The organism is Caballeronia sp. LZ024, assembly GCF_031451455.1.
Classification (GTDB): domain Bacteria; phylum Pseudomonadota; class Gammaproteobacteria; order Burkholderiales; family Burkholderiaceae; genus Caballeronia; species Caballeronia telluris.
Map to the genome: position 1 here is coordinate 3,237,580 of NZ_JARUXL010000001.1, position 16,407 is coordinate 3,253,986.

Here is a 16,407-nt window from a genome sequence, read left to right on the forward strand (position 1 = left end):
CGACACCGCGCGCGGCAAGACGCGCGCGGTGACGCACGACGCTCTCGCATCGTCATGACGGTGCTGCCGGGCGGCTTTTTTGACCCTGACCGCGCAATCGCGGTCGAGCGTTTAAGCGAGTCGCAATGAAAGACGCCCTGCTTGCCACTGTTATCGATGAACTCTCCGCCGTCGAGGCGTTCGAGTCGCTCTTGGCCTTCGAAGAAAAGGCGCTGATCGCGGCCTCGCCGCTCGAGGCGCTGCCGCCGATCATCGAGCAGAAAACCACACTGACCGAGCAGATCGCCGCGCTGGAACAGCAGCGCGACGCGCAACTGGCCGCGCTCGGATTCGCCACCGGCTTTGCGGGTATGGAAGCGGCGGTCGCCGCGGACGAACGGCTCGTCGATCACTGGAACCGGCTGCGGGCCGCCGCCACGCGCGCGCGGCAGGGAAACAACAGCAACGGCGTCCTGATCCGCACGCGGATGGAATACAACCGGCGCGCGCTCGCGCAGCTGCGCGTCGCGCCGGCGAAATCGGGCTTCTATGGTCCCGACGGGCGCGTGCCGGGCGTGATGGGGCTCTGAAACGGGGCTCTGAAACGGCGCTCTGAAGCCGCGTCGGCGTTCGCCTCAACGGACGAACGCCAGCGCGACCGTATCCGGGTCCGTGTGCCGGCCCAGCAGATTGAGCAGGCCCGCTAGGTTTTCGCGGGCTTCCGGCGCGGCGCTCGCCGTGCCTTGGAATTCGGTCGACTGCGGCGAAAGCGTGCCGTGGCCGTCGAGCATCAGCGGGCCCTTGCTGGTCGAGAGATCGATCGTCGCGGACGCGCCCTGCGCCTGCAATACCACCCGGTACGATCCGAGCGGCTTCACGCGCGACACGCGCGAGCCGATGTCGTTGAGCGATACGACGAGCTGACCATACGTATTGCGCCCGAACACGCGCCAGTCGGTCCACGACAGACGCACGTCGCCGTCGATGTCGAGCGTGTTGAACGGCGCGCCGAGTCCGCTCAGAAGCGCCGCCGGCACGACGATCGCGCCCGGCGACACCGTGGCGCCGCGCAACGCCGCATCGACCGTGACGGCATCGGGCATCGCCTGCGTCTGGCGCATCGTCATGTGCACGCGGCCGGTGAAGAGCGGCCAGAAGGCCGTCGTCCATTCGATCCGCCCCGGCAAGAGCGTGGCGCCGCTGCCGTCCGGGCCCGCCGCCAGCATCAGCGAGGCCGACCCCTGCCAGAGCGATCCGGCGGGATCGACCAGATTGACGTGGCCGCCCGTCGTCTTCGAGAACTGCGGCACGATCCAGGCGGCCGGCATCATCGCGAGCAGCGTGAAGAATACCGACAGCACCGCCACGATGATGGGCGGCAGCGCGGCGCGCGCGCGGCGCGTCCAGTAGCTCATGGGCGCCGCCCCTCGTTGCCGTCGCGACTCATTTCGCGCTCGCCGGCTGCAGCGACGCGGTCAGGTCGACCTGGCCGTCCGGCTTGAGCGCCTGGATTTGCGTCTCGGCGACCTGCACCTTGTACTGGCGGCGCACGTCGTCGAGCCACGCCGTCCACATCGGAAACGACGCGTTCTTCAACTGGATCTGGATTGCCGCGCCGACGAGCTGAATCTGCGTCGGCGGCATGCCGCTGTCCGCGAGCGACTTCGCGAGCGCGTCTTTCAGCACCTGGCCCGTCGGCATCACGCCTTCGACCACGCCCGAGAGCGCGCGCGCCTCGTTCGCCTGCGCGGTCATCTGCGCGAGCTGGCGCTGCATCCCGGGCAGACTTTCCCGCAGACGCGCACGCCCCTCGTAGGCCGGCGCCCACAGCACGAGATACACGATCGCGATGCCGACCGCGAGCCCGCCCCACATCAGCAGCGTCTTTTCCCGCTGCGTCCGGCCGTCCCAGAACTCGGCCCACAAATCGCCGATTTGCTTTTTCACTGACCGCTCCTGATCGTCCATTTGCCGGTGCCGCTGTCCATGCTGCCCGAGAAACCGTTCGCGGCGAGGCGCTTTTGCAGGTCCGGGTCCACCTTCGTTTCGGGCTTGAACGTCACTTCCAGCCGACGGTCGCGATAGTCGAGCGCCGCGATGCCGTTCACCGGCACCGGGCCGAGCGAGCGCGCGAGGCCGTCGGCCAGCGAAAGAAAGTCGGTCGGCGAAAGCTCGCCCGCCGCGACCTTCTGACGTTCGAGCTGCCGCGCCATCTGGTCGGGCGCGTCGAGGACGACGGTCGTCTTCGGAAACGCGTTGAGCAGCAGTTCGGTTTCCTGCGCGCGGATCGCGTCGCGCTGGCGGGCGAGCTGCAGCCACTGCGCGTTCACGCCGATGATCGACACGATCACCGACGCCGCCACCAGCGCGATCGGCACGCGCAGGCGCCGCATCGTCGCGCGGTCGAGGCGCCACGGCTGCGCGGCAAACTCGAACTGGCACAGATCAAAGCGGCTGGCGAGCGCGTTGCGCGCGAACTGCTCGAACGGAAGCACTTGCGCGCCGTGGAACGCGCCCGTCGCCGGGGCGGCGGTTAGGCGCGGTTCGTCGCCGGGCAGATCGGAAAGCGTGTAGAGCGCGCCCGGATGATCGCCTGCGAGCGCGGCGAGCGTCTGCATGACGGCGGCGGCCGGCAGCGCTAGACCTTCGCCGAGCGCCGAATGCTCGCCACGCGCAATCGCGATTTCGACGAGCGGCGACGCCGGCGCCGCCGTCGCGGCGGGCGCGGCGACAGGCGCGGCGACTTCGCCGAGGAGCGCCGGCGCGGTCGAGACGACGTGGCCGAGCACGCCGGCGATGAACGGATCGAGCGCGAGCGGTGCCTTTTCGACCGTGGCGCCGGCTTCGACACCATCGGGCGGTGCCGCCGTCAGCGGCAGGCAGCGCATCGCCGGCACGGCTTTGACGTTGCGATGCCCGCTTGCCGCGAACGCGTTCAGCACGAAGCGGAACCAGCCGCGGTCGATGATCGCGACCACGCGCCGGCCGCCTTCGAGCGCGACCGGATCGACGGCGATATGGCAGGTCTGCGGATCCTGGATCAGCTGATCCTCGACGACGTTCGGCAACGCCTGCCGCAGCTTCTGCCCCTTGAGGGGCGGCAGCGGCGCGGCAAGCAGCAACAGGTCGCGCGCGGCGACGATCAGCACCGTCGCGCCCGCGCGCGGCAGGAGGCCGAGCGACGCGCGGCCGGCGCGCTGCGTCTCGCCGCGCTTGCCGACGAGCAAAAACGGCAGCTCCGGCAGTTGCCACTCTTCCGAGCGCACCGCCGGATCGCGCGGCGGAAGTTGGACGATCAGTGTGCTCAAGGGCCGCTCTCTCTCATCGTTGGACGTTCAAACATGCGGTGAAACCGTCATTGCTGGTCGCGGACATAGACGATGCGCGTCGTGTGCGTCGTCGGGTCGCGATAAATCAGTGTCGTGCGATCCACCTGCGCGCGCTCGTGCTCGACGCGCCCATGAATCACAAAATAGCGCGTCGTGACGTCGAGCAGGTTCGGATCGATCGACGTCGCCTTGACGCCCGCTCCGTTCAGCGCGAGCTGAACGTTGCCGACATCGTGGAAAAACACGGTCTCGCGGCGCGCGGCGAACGCCTGCGCCTGCGACAGATTCATCCCCGGCACCACGGCCGCGATCACTTCGGGCGGCGCCGTATTCATATTGACGGCGGTCGTCGTCGGCAGCACGGTCACGAACCGGCGCAGGCGCTCCACCGCTTCCGGCGTGAAACCCTGCACATCGAGCAGCGAATCGACGCTGATCACCTGCAATGGCGCGACCGGCGCGTTGCTGTCGGCGTCCTTGAGGCCAGGATCGTCGGTGAAATTGCCGCCGCCCGTGCCGCCGCCCTGCGCGATCGCGGCCATCGCCGCTTCCGGCGACGACGCCGCCGCGCCCGACGCCACCTGAAACCGCGTCGCCGACTGCGCGAGGCCCGCGCGAATCTGGAGCGCGGTCGTCTTCGCGAGCGAGCCGTTCAGCCCGAGGAGCGTCAAAAGCCGCTGGAACGACGCGATCTGCTCGACGTTGATCGTCAGCACGCCCGGCGTCGGCGTCGAAACGAGGTTGCGGAGGTTGAACTTCGCCTGCGCATCCTCGATCGAGCCGGACAGATACGTCTGCGCGCCCTGCTGCGCCCGCACTTCGCCGATCTGCCCGAGGAAATCCGAGAGCCGCGTTTTCGCGATCGGCACGCCCCACACGCCGCCGAGATACGTGACCGTCGGCGAAGTGTCCGCTTCCGAGCGCAGGATGAGCCGCGTCCAGTCGAGCGCGCTGCGCGAGATCCAGTTGGCCTGCGCGAGCAGACGCTGATTCTCGATCCGCCGAATCTGCACTTCCTGACGCCACAGCATGCCCGAGACGAGAATCGCCGACAGCGCGACCACGAGCAGCGCGCTGATGATCGCGACGCCGCGTTGCTGGTTCGAACGCTTTCTGGCCTGCATCGTCATTCTCCGACCAGGAAGACGCGCGTGATCGGCGCCTGCAGATTTCCCGCGCCGACCGCGACCTGAACGCCCGTGACCGAGCGCGGAAGCGGGCCGTCGCCGAGTTGCGGCACTTTCACGTTGTTGTCGTTCTCGGTCACCTTCGACGCCACTTCGCTCATCTGCGTCGTCCAGCCTTGCTGCGCGACGTAGACGCGCGTCGCGAACGATCCCACGCCGCCCATCAGCGGCACGGCGCTCCAGCCGTCGGCGCTGTCGGCGGCCGAGAGCGCGCGGCGCACTTCGCCGACGTTCGCGAGCGGCGGCGACGCAAACCGCACGATGCGCCCGTCCGTCAGCCGGTAGCGCACGACCTGCAGCCGCGGCGGTCCGCCCGGCGTATACACGCCGCGCACGATCTGCAGGCGGTTGCCGCCCATCGAAATCGCGGGCTGGCCGGCCTGGTCGTCGGTCGCGGCCTGGCGCGCGTCGATGCGCATCTGGTCGAACAACTGCGCGACGACGCGCTCGTCCTCCATCGCATTCGTGATCGTCGTGCGGCCGCGAATCACCTGATCGAGCCCGCGCCACGACAGCACCGCGATCACCGCGAGAATCGCAATCGCGATCATCATCTCGATCAGCGTGAAACCGCCGGCGCGGGCGCGGGGCTCAGAGCGAACGATTCGTTTCATTCGCCACCACCGTAACCATCTGCGCGAGATTGCCGGAACGTCCCGGCATCGCGACGAACATCTCGACGCGGCGGAAAATCGGATTCGGCGTCGCGGAAACGCGCTGCGTGCAGACGAGCTTCAGGTTCCCCTGCGAGCAGTCGAAGCTGCGCGAGCCGATCGGCGGCCATGCGCGCGTGAGCCGCAACTGCGCGAGTTCGTTGTCCGCGCTCCAGCCTGCGAGCAGCCGCCGATGCAGGTCCGCTTCGCCCGTCGCGAGCGACCCGACCGCGCGCAGCGACGCCGCGAGCGCCACCGCGATGATCGCGAGCGCGACCAGCACCTCGATCATCGTGAAGCCGCGGGACGTCGCGCGGCGAGTGGCCCGGTTGGTCGCTGACATCACCGCACCTGATAGCGGCCGTTGCCGTTGCCGACGATCGTCGCGCGTCCGACGGCCGAAACGAGCGTGATTTCCATCGGCGCGTCGATGGCTTCGGTGCCGAAGACGAGCCGGCCGACCGACTTGTCGGTGCCGGCGAACTGGATTTCGACGTTCGTCACGCCGCCTTCCCAGCGACGCGCGCGAAACAGGTCGTCGCGCAAGGGGCGCCAGCCGTCGTCGGTACGGACGTCGAAGCGAAAGCCGCCGTTGACCGGCTGCCACGCGATCGGCCGCGCGCGCACCTGCGCTTCGTCGCCGGCGGATTCGAACAAAAGCGCGAGCCGTTGCGCTTCTTCGTTGAGATCGGTGCGCGGATTGCGCGTGAGCTGCAGCGAGGCGAGCGATACGAGCAACCCGGCGATCACCAGCACGACGAGCATTTCCAGCAGAGTGAAGCCGGCCGTATGCCGCGCTCCGGTTCGCTGGAGCGCGTTTCTTGTCACGCGGATGGGTCTTGCCCGTTCACTCACACTCGCTCGCCGGAAGCTTACTGCCAGGACCCGACGTCCGCGTCGTTGCCCTCGCCGCCCGCCTTGCTGTCGGCGCCGTAGCTGAATACGTCGATTTCGCCGTGCACGCCCGGGTTCAGGTACTGATACTGGCCGCCCCACGGATCGTTCGGCAGGCGCTCCAGATAGCCGCCGTCCTTCCAGTTGTTCGGGATCGGATCGTTGGTCGGCTTTTCGATCAGCGCGCGCAAGCCTTGCTCCTGCGTGGGATAACGGCCGTTGTCCAGTCGATACAGCTTGAGCGCCTGCATCATCGTGCCGATGTCCTGCTTCGCTGCGACGCGGCGCGCTTCGTCCGGACGGCTCATGATTTTCGGCACGATGAGCGCGGCGAGAATGCCGAGAATCGCGATCACCACCATGATTTCGATCAACGTGAACCCGCGTTGGCGGCGTGCCTGCGCCGTCGAAAGTTCCATGCGACGTTTCGTCCACATTTGCATGACTACTACCTCGTTTCGATGAAGATGTTGTTCGTTCGAAGGCGCCCGATGCGCCAGCGAAACACCCCGCGCGGATTTGCGCGCGTGGGCAGGAGAGCATTCTATAGGTCCGGCCGGCGCCCGCTTTCAAACGGCTTGACGGGGATCGTGTCAGCGCACATATATCGTCGGGCCGGGCGCGTTTTGGGGCAGAAAGACCTCTGATTTCACGCCATTGCGGTCGATGATGATCGAGCGCGCGCGCACTTCGGAAATCTTCACGCCCTGCGTGAGCGGCCCGCCGAGCGAGATCGCGCGCGCCGGCTCGCCGCCGTAGCTGACGATCGCGGCCGCGCCGTGCTGCAACGCGAGAATGCCGAACAGATGCACGTCCTGGTTCGCCTGCGTCTGCAACTGGCCGCCGAAAATCGTCGCCGCCTGTTCGACCGACGGCGTGCGCGCTGCCTCGGCGCCGGGCAGCGGCGCGGTCTGGCGCGAACTCAGGGTGACGATCCAGTAGGTCATCGTCACGCAGAACAGGGCCAGCGCGATGAGCGTCAGAAGGCGGGTTTGCAGGGCGTTCATTACTGCACCATGTTGTTCAGTTCGATGATCGGCAGCATCACCGCCAGCACGATCACCAGCACGACGCCGCCCATCGCGAGGATCAGGAGCGGTTCGAGCAGGCTCGTCAGGAACATTGTGCGCCGTTCGAGTTCGCGCGCTTCGCCGTCCGACGCGCGGTCGAGCATCGTCGTGACGTCGCCAGTCGCTTCGCCCGAGCGGATCAGGTGCACGAGCACCGGCGGAAACGTCTTCGTGTTGCCGAGCGCGCGCGACAGCGACGTGCCTTCGCGCACGCGCACGATCGCATCGTCGACATTTTCGCGCATCGCCGTGTTGCTGAGCGTTTCGCCCGCCGCCTGCAGCGCGCGCAGGATCGGCACGCCGGCGGCCGTCAGAATGGCGAGCGTGCTCGCGAAGCGCACCGTGTTGTAGCCGCGCACGAGCTTGCCGATGAGCGGCGCAGTAAGGAGCCACCGGTCGAACGCCATGCGCGGCCCGGCGCGCGCGAGGATGCTCTTGACGATCCACGAAAACACCACGACGCCGATCAGCACGGCCCACCAGTAATTGCGCACGAAACCGGAGAGCGCCATCATCATGACGGTCAGGACCGGCAGCGCCTGCTTGGTGCTCGCAAACACGTTGACGACCTGCGGCACCACGTAACTCAGCAGGAACGTGACGATGCCGAACGCGATCAGCGTGACGATCGCCGGATAGGTGAACGCGAGGATGATCTTTTGCTTCAGCGCGTTGCGCTGCTCGATGTAATCGGCGAGACGCGACAGCACGAGCCCGAGCTTGCCGGTGTGCTCGCCCGCCGCGACCAGCGCGCGATAAATCTCGGGAAAGTCCTTCGGATGCTGCGCGAGCGCGTTCGCGAACGAATGTCCGCCGAGCACTTCCGCGCGAATCGCGGCCATCAGTTCGCGGATGTAGTCGCGTTCCGACTGCTCGGTGAGCACCGCGAGCGTCTCGCCGAGCGGCAATCCCGCGATCAGCAGACTCGCGAGCTGGCGCGTCAGAATGGCCTGTTCGCGCTGCGACAGCCGCCGTCCGAGCGACAAGCGCTGCTGGCGTTCGCCGCGCGTGCGGCTGCCCGCCGGTTCGACGACGAGCGGCGTCAAACCCTGCGTGCGCAGGTGGCCGCGCGCGGCGCGGGCGCTGTCGGCATCGAGCACGCCTTTTTGGGTCTTGCCCGCCTGATCGATCGCTTCGAAACGGAAAGCCGGCATCGCGCTAATCTCCGCCCGTCACGCGCAGCACTTCTTCCAGCGAACTCACGCCCGCTTCGATCCAGCGATCGCCGTCCTCGCGCAGCGTGCGCATGCCCTGCGCGCGGCCGGCGGCGAGAATGTCGGCGTCGGCGGCGTTGCGGTGAATCAGCGGGCGGATGGCGTCGTCGATCAGCAGCAGTTCGTAGACGCCGCGGCGCCCCGAGTAACCCGACTGGCCGCAACGATCGCAGCCGACCGGATGCCAGTGCGTCACGCCATTTTCGACGCGCGCTTCCTTGCAGACCGGACACAGCTGGCGCACGAGCCGCTGCGCCAGCACGCCCAGCAGCGACGAAGCGAGCAGATACGGCTCGACGCCCATGTCGGTGAGACGCGTGACGGCCGACGCGGCGTCGTTCGTGTGCAGCGTCGCGAGCACGAGGTGGCCCGTCAGCGACGCCTGCACCGCGATCTGCGCCGTTTCGAGGTCGCGGATTTCGCCGATCATGATGATGTCCGGGTCCTGCCGCAGGATCGAGCGCAGCGCGCGCGCGAACGTCATGCCGATCCGCTCGTTCACCTGCGTCTGGCCGATGCCCGACAGGTCGTATTCGATCGGATCTTCCACCGTCATGATGTTGGTGGTGGTCGTTTCGAGCCGCGACATCGCGGCGTAAAGCGTGGTCGTCTTGCCGGAGCCGGTCGGACCGGTCACGAGCACGATGCCGTGCGGACGGCCGATCAGCTTGTCGAAATGAACGAGCGTGTCGCGCGCCATGCCGAGCGTTTCGAGATTCAGGCGCTGCGCATCCTTTTCCAGAAGACGCAGCACCGCGCGCTCGCCGTGGCCGGTCGGCAGCGTCGAAACGCGCACGTCGACCGGACGTCCGCCGACGCGCAGCGTAATGCGCCCGTCCTGCGGCAGCCGCTTTTCCGCGATGTCGAGCTGCGCCATGATCTTGATCCGCGAGATCAGCGCGCCGTGCAGCGCCTTTTTCGGACGCACGACGTCGCGCAGCGTGCCATCGACGCGAAAGCGCACCACCGATGCGTTCTCGAACGGCTCGATGTGAATGTCCGACGCCTGCTCGCGCGCGGCCTGCGTGAGCAGCGCGTTGATCATGCGGATGATCGGCGCGTCGTCTTCCGATTCGAGCAGATCCTCGACTTCCGGGATGTCCTGCATCAGCCGCGACAGATCGACCTCGCCTTCCACTTCGCCGACCACCTGCGCCGCGCTGCCGTCGTTGCGCGCATACGCCGAATTGATCGCCGCCGCGAGTTCGTCGCTCTTCACGCGCACGATGGTGAGCGCGCCGAAATTGCGCGCGACTTCGGCGAGTGCGGCGTCGCTGGTCTTGTCGCTGATCCAGACTTCGATGCTGTCCGCGTGCTGATGCGCGACCAGAATCTGGCCGGTGCGCGCGAAGCCGTATGGCACGAGCCGCGCGGCGAGCGGCGACGGAACGCCGCTGCCCGTGACGGTCGCGCCGTTCAGCGCCGTGCTCACGGCCGCGCTCCCGCGTCGCCATTGAGCGGCATGCCGGGCGCCGTATTGTTGTTCGGCACCGCGTAGTTGTTCACGCCGTTCGCGCCCGGCGTCAGCGGCTGGCCTTGCGGCGCCTGCGGTGCCTGCTGCATCTGCGGCACGCCGGGTGCCGGTCCCGCGTTCGGGTCCTGCGGCAGCGTCGTGCTGCCGTTCTGCGAACGCGTCGTGTCGTTCCAGTTGAAGAGGTTCTGCGCCGGCACCGCGCCCTGGCTCGGGCCCGGCGGCGGCGGCGGAATCACCGGCACGTCCTTGTCGCGGATGAGACGGTTGTCCGTCGTCGATCCGTATTGCTGCTGGCGCAGATAGTCGTAGCGCGTGGTCGCGATCTGCCCGGACGTCGCCTGGTCGCGCACGATCACCGGGCGCAGGAACACCATCAGGTTGGTCTTCGTGCGCGTCTTGTTTTCGCTGCGGAACAGGCTGCCGATCCAGGGGATGTCGCCGAGCAGCGGAATCTTGCTGTTGCCCGCGTTGTACTGGTCCTGCATCAAGCCGCCGAGCACCACGATCTCGCCGTCGTCCGCGAGGATGGTCGACTGGATCGAGCGCGTGTTGATCGTGACGCCGCCGGGGTTGTTGGTCGTTGTCGCGTCGACGGTGGAATCTTCCTGATAGAGCTGCAGCTTGAGGATGCCGCCATCGGTGATCTGCGGCTTCACGTGCAGCGTCACGCCGACGTCGCGCCGGTCGAACGTGTTGAACGCCGTCACGGAGGTGGCCGTGTTGGCGGTCGGCGTCGCGTAGGAGCCCGTCACCACCGGCACGTTCTGGCCGACGACGATCTTCGCTTCCTCGTTGTCGAGCGTGATGAGGTTAGGCGTGGAGAGGATGTTCGCGTCCGACGACGTCGACAGCGCCTGCAACAGCCCGCCCAGCCCGAAGAAATTGCCGAACTTGTGCAGGAGGCCAACGTTCAGGCCCTGCGTGAGCAGCCCGGTCGCGCCCGAGAGCGCCGACGGATTCTGCGCGATCGCGTTGCCGGAAAGCGTCAGGTCGACGATGTTCGAATTGCCGGAACCGAAGCTCGAACTGCCGTAGACCGCGTTGTTGCCGCCGTTCGACATCAAGAGGCCCTGCCACTGGATGCCGAGATTCGCGCTCGTCGTTGCCGAGAGTTCGACGATCAGCGCCTCGATGTACACCTGCGCGCGGCGCGCGTCGAGCTGGTCGATGACCGAGCGCAAATTGCGGTAAACCGGCTCGGACGCGGTGATGATGAGCGAATTGGTCGCGGAATCGGCCTGGATCATGCCGCCCTGCTGGTCGCCGCTCGAGTCGCTGTCCTTGTTGTTCGAAAAGCCGCTGTCCTTCGTGGTGCCGCCGCCGGACATCGGGTTGTTGCCCGAGCCCGAACCCGAACTGCCCGACAACCCGCCCGGCAGCGGCGGCGTGCCGGAGATGCCCGTGGAGTTGGCCGATCCGTTCTGGTTGAACGCGTTGGACGCGTTCGAGCCGCCCGACGTGTTGCTCGACGTGTCATTGCCGCCGCCGCCCTTGCCGAGCATGCCGCGCAGCGTCTTCGCGAGGCGCGTGGCGTCGGCATTGCGCAGCGCGACGACGTGCATGTTGCCGGGCTGGGTCGTCGGCGAATCGAGCTTCTGCACGAGCTGCTTGGCCGCGCGCAGGCGCGTTTCGCTCGATGCGCGCAGCATCAGCGAATTGGTGCGCGGGTCGGGCGTGGCGGTCACCTTGAGCGTGACATCGTTGCTGCCGACCGCGCCCGGATCGAGCAGCTTGTTCAACTGGTCGGCGACGTCGATCGCGTTCGCGTTCTTCAGCTGGATGACATCGACCGAACGGCCGGCGGCCGTGTCGATGCCCGCGATGATGCTGGCGATGCGCCGCACGTTGTCGGCGTAGTCCGTCACGACGAGCGTGTTGTTGGCGGGGTACGCCGCGATCGTGTTGTTCGGCGAGATGAGCGGGCGCAGCACCGGCAGCAGGTTGTTCGCCGACTCGTTGCGCAACGCGAAGACCTGCGTGATCACCTGGTCGCCGCGCGCGGTCGGCGAGTCGCCGACGAAGGTCGGCACGCCTTGCAGCTTCGCGTCGGCTTCGGGCACGACCTTCAGCACGCCATGGTCCTGCACGATCGAGAAGCCCTGCATCCGCAAGGCGGACTGCAGCGTCTTCAGCGCCTGATCTTCCGGAACCGGATTCTCCGACACCAGATTCAACTGCCCTTTCACGCGCGGATCGACGATGATCGTCTTGCCGGTCGCCGCTCCGATCGCGCGGGCGACCTGATCGATATCCGCGTTGACGAAATTCAGCGTCACCTGCGCGTGTGCAATCTGCGCCGTGACAAGTCCTGCTACCAGCAGTGCCGTCGCGGTGCGACGCAGTGCCATACGTTTTCTTCTCATGGAGTGTGATTTCAAGGCCTTGGGCGCATCTTGCCCGAAGCCGGCTGCAACGTGCCGTCAAACCTGCCGAAAGCGCCAGCCGGCAACGATTCCAGGCGTTTCCGCCGTCGTTGCCCGCATCCTAAAAACGTGAACCTTAGCAGCTTTTGATGGCTGCATTGCCACAGTGAACCGGCTGTGCGCGACCGTTTCCAAACCGGCGAAACGCTCAAGGTTCCGCGAAGTTTGCCGTCAGACAAATGGAAGACCTTGCGGATTTGCCACGCATTTATGCCGAGAGCGTGAATTTTAACCGCTCCGGAGGGCTTATTATTCAGACGTTTACAAGTTGGCCCTTACCAAACTGCGTTATTCCGCCGCATCGGCTATCCTTCGCTCGGCCCGGGCCGCCTGGCGCTTTTGGCGCGCGACTCCTTGCGTATGTCTGATGGCTAACTTATCCAGACAATAGTGTGCCGTTATGATACGGGCGGATGAGGTTCACGGGAGGCGGGTGTCGAGGCGGGTTTTTCCCGATGGCGTGCAACGCGTGGCGGGAGTGTTCCCGGCGTTGATCGGTGCGGCAAGAAATGATGTTGCGCTCCAAGCGGGCGAGTGGATGGAAATACGATGAAAAAATTCCTGCGATGGTTTGCGATCGGCGTCGGCGCCTGGATGGCGGCCGCTTCGGCGCACGCCGACTGTTTCGACGAAGCCGCCAAGTATCAGAAGGTCAATCCGCTCATTTTGCGCGCCATCGCCTGGCAGGAATCGCATAACAAGCCCGATGCCATCAACAAGAACGCCAACGGTTCGACCGACTACGGTCTGATGCAGATCAACTCGATCCATCTCAACACGCTTTCGCAGTACGGCATTTCGAGCGGCACGCTGATGGAGCCGTGCAAGAGCGTCTACGTCGCCGCGTGGCATCTGCGCCAGAAGATGAACAAGTACGGCAATACGTGGCAGGCCGTCGGCGCCTATCATTCTGAGACGCCCGCGCTGCGCGACAAGTACTCCCGCCAGATCATCGACATCCTGAGCCGCTGGAAGCTGCTCCAGGCTTCGCGCTAAGAAAAGCGGCAGGCCGCGGCGGCCGCGCGGAAGATTGCGCGCTTTCAGGCGACGGCGCCACCCGCGTTTTGATGCACAATTCCCCCGTCGAGCCCTGACCGCGCTCGCGCCCGGCGACGCCACGCGTCGACCCTGCGCGCCTTTGCCCCACTTTCACTTCCCTCATCGTGATGAACTCTCTGCCATTGCCAGTCACCGTGCTGTCCGGATTCTTCGGCGCGGGCAAAACCACGCTCCTGAATCACCTGCTCACCAACGGCGAGGGACTGCGAATCGCTGCCATCGTCAGCGACCGGGGCGACGCCGGACACGCCGAGATGTCGGAAGGATGCGAGCGCCATGTCCTCTCCGACGACCTCGCCGCCACGATCGAACGGCTCGCCGCAGAAGGCCGTTTCGACGCGATCGTCGTCGAGTCGTCGGGCGCGGCGGATCCGATTCGCGTCGCCGAGCATCTCGCGCTTGCCGAGAGCGAAGGCGAAGTCGCGTTCCCGGACATCGCGCGTCTCGACACGATGGTGACCGTCGTCGATGCATCGAGCTTTCTGCGCGACTACGCGCACACGGGATCGCTCGTCGAGCGCGACGCGGATCACGATGCGGACGACGATCGCACGGTCGTCGAGGTGCTCGTCGAGCAGGTGGAATTCTGCGATGTGATCGTCGTGAACAAGACCGATCTCGTCACGGCCGAAGCGCTTGCGCGACTCAGGCACGTCCTGCATGCGCTGAACCCGCGCGCCGTGTTGATCGACGCGCGCTTCGCCGATGTGCCGGTGAGCGCGGTCGTCAACACCGAGCGCTTCGATTTCGACGAAACCGCGAGCGCTGCCGGCTGGCTCATGACGCTGCACGATCAGCTCGACGAGAACCCCGAGGCCGCGCAGACCGGCATCGCGCATCTCGTCTATCGCGCGCGCCGGCCGTTTCATCCCGAACGGTTGTGGGGGCTTCTGAACGAAGAATGGCCGCACGTGTTGCGCGCGAAGGGCTTCTTCTGGCTCGCGACGCGCAACGATGTCGGCGGCTCGCTGTCGCAGGCCGGCGGCGTATGCCGTCAGGACCCGGCGGGTATCTGGTGGGCGGCGCAGGACCGCAGCGAATGGCCGACGGGCGATGCGGAACTGGAGGCGGAAATCGTCGCCGACTGGCACGGCGACCCCGACGACATGACAGTCGGCGACCGTCGTCAGGAACTGGTGTTGATCGGCATCGATCTGGACAAGCACGCGTGGCACGACAAGTTCGACGCCTGCCTGCTTACCGACGAAGAATGGGCGCTCGGGCCCGAGGGATGGAAGCAGTTCGCCGACCCGTTCCCTTCATGGGACATCGACGAACATGATCATGATCACGATCATGGCGACGACTGCGATTGCGGTCATCGCATGCACTAACGCTCTCGCTTGAGCGCTGCGATTCGCTTCGATTCGCTTCGATGCACTTCAATACGCTTCGATACGAATTGCAGGCAAAAAAAACCCGCCGGCTGCGGCGGGTCATTTCCAACGGCTACAACGTGCTGACTGGCGCCCGTCAGGGCGGCCCGGTCAGTCAACCGACAGCCGGTCGCCGACGTCGGCAATAGACCTTAACGCTTGTTCACTGCGTCCTTGAACGCCTTGCCAGCCGTGAACTTGACGGTCTTGGCCGCCGGAATCTTGATGGATTCGCCGGTCTTCGGATTACGGCCGGTGCGCGCTGCGCGCTTGCCCGAGCCGAAGCTGCCGAAGCCGATCAACTGCACTGCGTCACCCTTCGATACAGCCTTCTTGATCACTTCGAGCAGCGTGTCCAGCGTTTCGCCGGTTTGAGCCTTGCTGGCGCCGGTCTGAGCGGCCACGGCGTCGATCAGTTCCTGTTTGTTCATTAAGGTTCCTTTATCAGTTTAGGTTGACACGAACAGCGCGAACGCGCCGATTATACGTGCGCGGGCCATGCAGTCGAGTGGTAGCGGCATTCCGGCGCCCCCGGCCGCTAATCTGGCTTCGCGCTCCACACCATGCCCGTACTGCCGTCTCTCCATGCGGCGCTTGGTATCATAACGCAGCGCAAACCCAATCAGGATAAGGGTTTCAAAGATTTACCCTTAATTTTTGAGCCGGTTTTGCCTTTTGGTCGCCGTTTCGTCCCTGGGTCGAGTCCATGCTACGTGAGCTGATCGTCGAATACGGTTTGCCGTTGGTTTTTGCCAACGTTCTGCTGGAGTCACTGGGACTACCCCTTCCAGCCTTGCCCACATTGGTTTTGACGGGTGCGATCACCGCCGCCGCGAGCCTCGCTCAAGGCCCCGCTTCACCCTTTGCGTGGCTTCCCCAATTGCCCTTGATTGCCATCGTCGCAGTCGCTGTCGCGGCCGCGCTGATCGGCGACATCCTCTGGTTCTGGCTCGGCCAGCGCTATGGCTCGCGCGTGCTGCGCTTTCTCTGCAAGCTCTCGATGTCCCGCGATACCTGCGTCGCGCGCAGCCTCGACTTCTTCGGACGTTTCGGCGTGCGCGTCCTGACCGTATCGAAGTTCATCCCCGGCCTCTCGACGCTCGCGATTCCCGTGGCGGGCGCGACGGGCGTCAGCTTCGTCACGTTCCTGTTCTACGACGCGATCGGCTGCGCGCTCTGGGCCGTGCTCGGCGTCGCGCTCGGGACGATGTTCGCCACCGCCGTCGATACGATCCTCGCGTGGCTCGACTGGCTCGGACGCGGCGCGATCGCGGTCGTCGGCGTGGCGCTCGCGCTCTATGTCGCCGTGCGCTGGTGGCGCCGCATGACGCTGATCCGGCGCCTGCGCATGTCACGCATCGACATCGCCGAGTTGCGCGCGCTGCTCGACGGCGAGCCGCCGCCGGTGATCGTCGACGTGCGCCGCGAGATGGGACGCGCGGTCGATCCCTTCGTGATTCCCGGCGCGCTCACGCTGCGCGATGGCGACGTCGTACCGCAGCTCGCCGCGCTTTCCCGCAACCGCAAGCTCGTGATGTATTGCGACTGTCCGAACGAGATCTCGGCGGCGTTAGCCAGCGAAGAACTGAAGGCGCATGGTTTCGCCGACGTCGCCCCGCTCGCGGGCGGTCTCTCGGCCTGGCGCGCGGCGGGCTACGCGCTGGAGCCCTTGCTGATCGACGCCGCCGCGCGCGATGCAATGCAGCGCATGGCTTCGTCGTGAAGCCTTCGTTTGCGCGCCCTTTACGC

At 66.2% G+C, this 16,407-nt stretch carries 17 protein-coding genes; 4 read left to right on the plus strand and 13 right to left on the minus strand.

Annotation, left to right across the window (positions count from 1 at the left end):
• Positions 1–125: 125 nt before the first annotated feature.
• Positions 126–569 carry a flagellar protein FlgN gene (locus QCE48_RS14660; protein WP_309786991.1) on the plus strand — a complete coding sequence of 148 codons (444 nt, stop codon included), beginning with the start codon at positions 126–128 and terminating at the stop codon, positions 567–569.
• A gap of 45 nt (positions 570–614) precedes the next feature.
• Here QCE48_RS14660 and QCE48_RS14665 read toward each other — a convergent pair whose 3' ends face one another.
• The 12 genes from QCE48_RS14665 to gspD all read right to left on the minus strand — a co-directional run bounded on the left by QCE48_RS14665 (position 615) and on the right by gspD (position 12,148).
• Positions 615–1,394, minus strand: coding sequence for a type II secretion system protein N (locus QCE48_RS14665; protein WP_309786990.1), 780 nt, complete (start codon positions 1,392–1,394; stop codon positions 615–617).
• A gap of 28 nt (positions 1,395–1,422) precedes the next feature.
• Complete coding sequence (gspM, locus tag QCE48_RS14670; protein ID WP_404983067.1) at positions 1,423–1,947, minus strand: type II secretion system protein GspM; 525 nt, start codon at positions 1,945–1,947, stop codon at positions 1,423–1,425.
• Positions 1,923–3,287 (minus strand): type II secretion system protein GspL, encoded by a 1,365-nt coding sequence (gene gspL / locus QCE48_RS14675; RefSeq protein WP_309786988.1) that lies wholly within the window; start codon positions 3,285–3,287, stop codon positions 1,923–1,925. Before gspL ends, gspM begins: the two co-directional genes overlap by 25 nt.
• Positions 3,288–3,334: 47 nt before the next feature.
• Positions 3,335–4,438 (minus strand): type II secretion system minor pseudopilin GspK, encoded by a 1,104-nt coding sequence (gene gspK / locus QCE48_RS14680; RefSeq protein WP_309786987.1) that lies wholly within the window; start codon positions 4,436–4,438, stop codon positions 3,335–3,337.
• Positions 4,435–5,109, minus strand: coding sequence for a prepilin-type N-terminal cleavage/methylation domain-containing protein (locus QCE48_RS14685; RefSeq protein WP_309786985.1), 675 nt, complete (start codon positions 5,107–5,109; stop codon positions 4,435–4,437). The genes gspK and QCE48_RS14685 overlap by 4 nt, the downstream gene beginning before the upstream one ends.
• Positions 5,087–5,491, minus strand: coding sequence for a type II secretion system minor pseudopilin GspI (gspI, locus tag QCE48_RS14690; protein WP_309786984.1), 405 nt, complete (start codon positions 5,489–5,491; stop codon positions 5,087–5,089). The genes QCE48_RS14685 and gspI overlap by 23 nt, the downstream gene beginning before the upstream one ends.
• The gene (locus tag QCE48_RS14695) at positions 5,491–6,030 is read right to left on the minus strand and encodes a GspH/FimT family pseudopilin (protein ID WP_404983333.1); all 540 of its coding nucleotides are present in this window, start codon (positions 6,028–6,030) and stop codon (positions 5,491–5,493) included. Before QCE48_RS14695 ends, gspI begins: the two co-directional genes overlap by 1 nt.
• Positions 6,021–6,485 carry a type II secretion system major pseudopilin GspG gene (gspG, locus tag QCE48_RS14700; protein WP_087631759.1) on the minus strand — a complete coding sequence of 155 codons (465 nt, stop codon included), beginning with the start codon at positions 6,483–6,485 and terminating at the stop codon, positions 6,021–6,023. Before gspG ends, QCE48_RS14695 begins: the two co-directional genes overlap by 10 nt.
• Before the next feature lie 150 nt (positions 6,486–6,635).
• Complete coding sequence (locus QCE48_RS14705) at positions 6,636–7,049, minus strand: hypothetical protein (RefSeq protein WP_309786983.1); 414 nt, start codon at positions 7,047–7,049, stop codon at positions 6,636–6,638.
• Complete coding sequence (gene gspF, locus QCE48_RS14710; protein WP_309786982.1) at positions 7,049–8,266, minus strand: type II secretion system inner membrane protein GspF; 1,218 nt, start codon at positions 8,264–8,266, stop codon at positions 7,049–7,051. Before gspF ends, QCE48_RS14705 begins: the two co-directional genes overlap by 1 nt.
• A gap of 4 nt (positions 8,267–8,270) precedes the next feature.
• Positions 8,271–9,758 (minus strand): type II secretion system ATPase GspE, encoded by a 1,488-nt coding sequence (gene gspE, locus QCE48_RS14715; RefSeq protein WP_309786981.1) that lies wholly within the window; start codon positions 9,756–9,758, stop codon positions 8,271–8,273.
• Positions 9,755–12,148, minus strand: a complete 2,394-nt coding sequence (gene gspD, locus QCE48_RS14720; protein ID WP_309786980.1) for a type II secretion system secretin GspD — start codon at positions 12,146–12,148, stop codon at positions 9,755–9,757. Before gspD ends, gspE begins: the two co-directional genes overlap by 4 nt.
• A gap of 624 nt (positions 12,149–12,772) precedes the next feature.
• On the opposite strand from gspD, the gene QCE48_RS14725 reads away from it, so the two are divergent.
• Together QCE48_RS14725 and QCE48_RS14730 are read left to right on the plus strand one after the other, a co-directional pair.
• Complete coding sequence (locus tag QCE48_RS14725) at positions 12,773–13,219, plus strand: lytic transglycosylase domain-containing protein (RefSeq protein WP_309786979.1); 447 nt, start codon at positions 12,773–12,775, stop codon at positions 13,217–13,219.
• 170 nt (positions 13,220–13,389) lie between these two features.
• Entirely contained in the window at positions 13,390–14,616 is a 1,227-nt protein-coding gene (locus QCE48_RS14730; protein WP_309786978.1) for a GTP-binding protein, read from the plus strand.
• Between the two features lie 194 nt (positions 14,617–14,810).
• Here the strand turns inward: QCE48_RS14730 and QCE48_RS14735 are convergent, their stop codons facing one another.
• Positions 14,811–15,089: an HU family DNA-binding protein gene (locus QCE48_RS14735; RefSeq protein WP_008352404.1), complete on the minus strand. Its 279-nt coding sequence runs from the start codon at positions 15,087–15,089 to the stop codon at positions 14,811–14,813.
• A 275-nt stretch (positions 15,090–15,364) separates the two neighbouring features.
• On the opposite strand from QCE48_RS14735, the gene QCE48_RS14740 reads away from it, so the two are divergent.
• Positions 15,365–16,381 carry a VTT domain-containing protein gene (locus tag QCE48_RS14740; RefSeq protein ID WP_309786977.1) on the plus strand — a complete coding sequence of 339 codons (1,017 nt, stop codon included), beginning with the start codon at positions 15,365–15,367 and terminating at the stop codon, positions 16,379–16,381.
• Positions 16,382–16,407: the final 26 nt, after the last annotated feature.

Excerpts from the sequence above, each read along its gene's own strand:
- QCE48_RS14705 (WP_309786983.1), bottom strand. The coding sequence starts at position 7,049 with ATGAACGCCCTGCAAACCCGCCTTCTGACGCTCATCGCGCTGGCCCTG.
- gspG (WP_087631759.1), bottom strand. The coding sequence starts at position 6,485 with ATGCAAATGTGGACGAAACGTCGCATGGAACTTTCGACGGCGCAGGCA.
- gspI (WP_309786984.1), bottom strand. The coding sequence starts at position 5,491 with ATGTCAGCGACCAACCGGGCCACTCGCCGCGCGACGTCCCGCGGCTTC.
- QCE48_RS14665 (WP_309786990.1), bottom strand. The coding sequence starts at position 1,394 with ATGAGCTACTGGACGCGCCGCGCGCGCGCCGCGCTGCCGCCCATCATC.
- QCE48_RS14685 (WP_309786985.1), bottom strand. The coding sequence starts at position 5,109 with ATGAAACGAATCGTTCGCTCTGAGCCCCGCGCCCGCGCCGGCGGTTTC.
- gspF (WP_309786982.1), bottom strand. The coding sequence starts at position 8,266 with ATGCCGGCTTTCCGTTTCGAAGCGATCGATCAGGCGGGCAAGACCCAA.
- QCE48_RS14735 (WP_008352404.1), bottom strand. The coding sequence starts at position 15,089 with ATGAACAAACAGGAACTGATCGACGCCGTGGCCGCTCAGACCGGCGCC.
- gspM (WP_404983067.1), bottom strand. The coding sequence starts at position 1,947 with ATGGACGATCAGGAGCGGTCAGTGAAAAAGCAAATCGGCGATTTGTGG.
- QCE48_RS14660 (WP_309786991.1), top strand. The coding sequence starts at position 126 with ATGAAAGACGCCCTGCTTGCCACTGTTATCGATGAACTCTCCGCCGTC.
- QCE48_RS14725 (WP_309786979.1), top strand. The coding sequence starts at position 12,773 with ATGAAAAAATTCCTGCGATGGTTTGCGATCGGCGTCGGCGCCTGGATG.
- QCE48_RS14730 (WP_309786978.1), top strand. The coding sequence starts at position 13,390 with ATGAACTCTCTGCCATTGCCAGTCACCGTGCTGTCCGGATTCTTCGGC.
- QCE48_RS14740 (WP_309786977.1), top strand. The coding sequence starts at position 15,365 with ATGCTACGTGAGCTGATCGTCGAATACGGTTTGCCGTTGGTTTTTGCC.
- gspK (WP_309786987.1), bottom strand. The coding sequence starts at position 4,438 with ATGACGATGCAGGCCAGAAAGCGTTCGAACCAGCAACGCGGCGTCGCG.
- gspD (WP_309786980.1), bottom strand. The coding sequence starts at position 12,148 with ATGGCACTGCGTCGCACCGCGACGGCACTGCTGGTAGCAGGACTTGTC.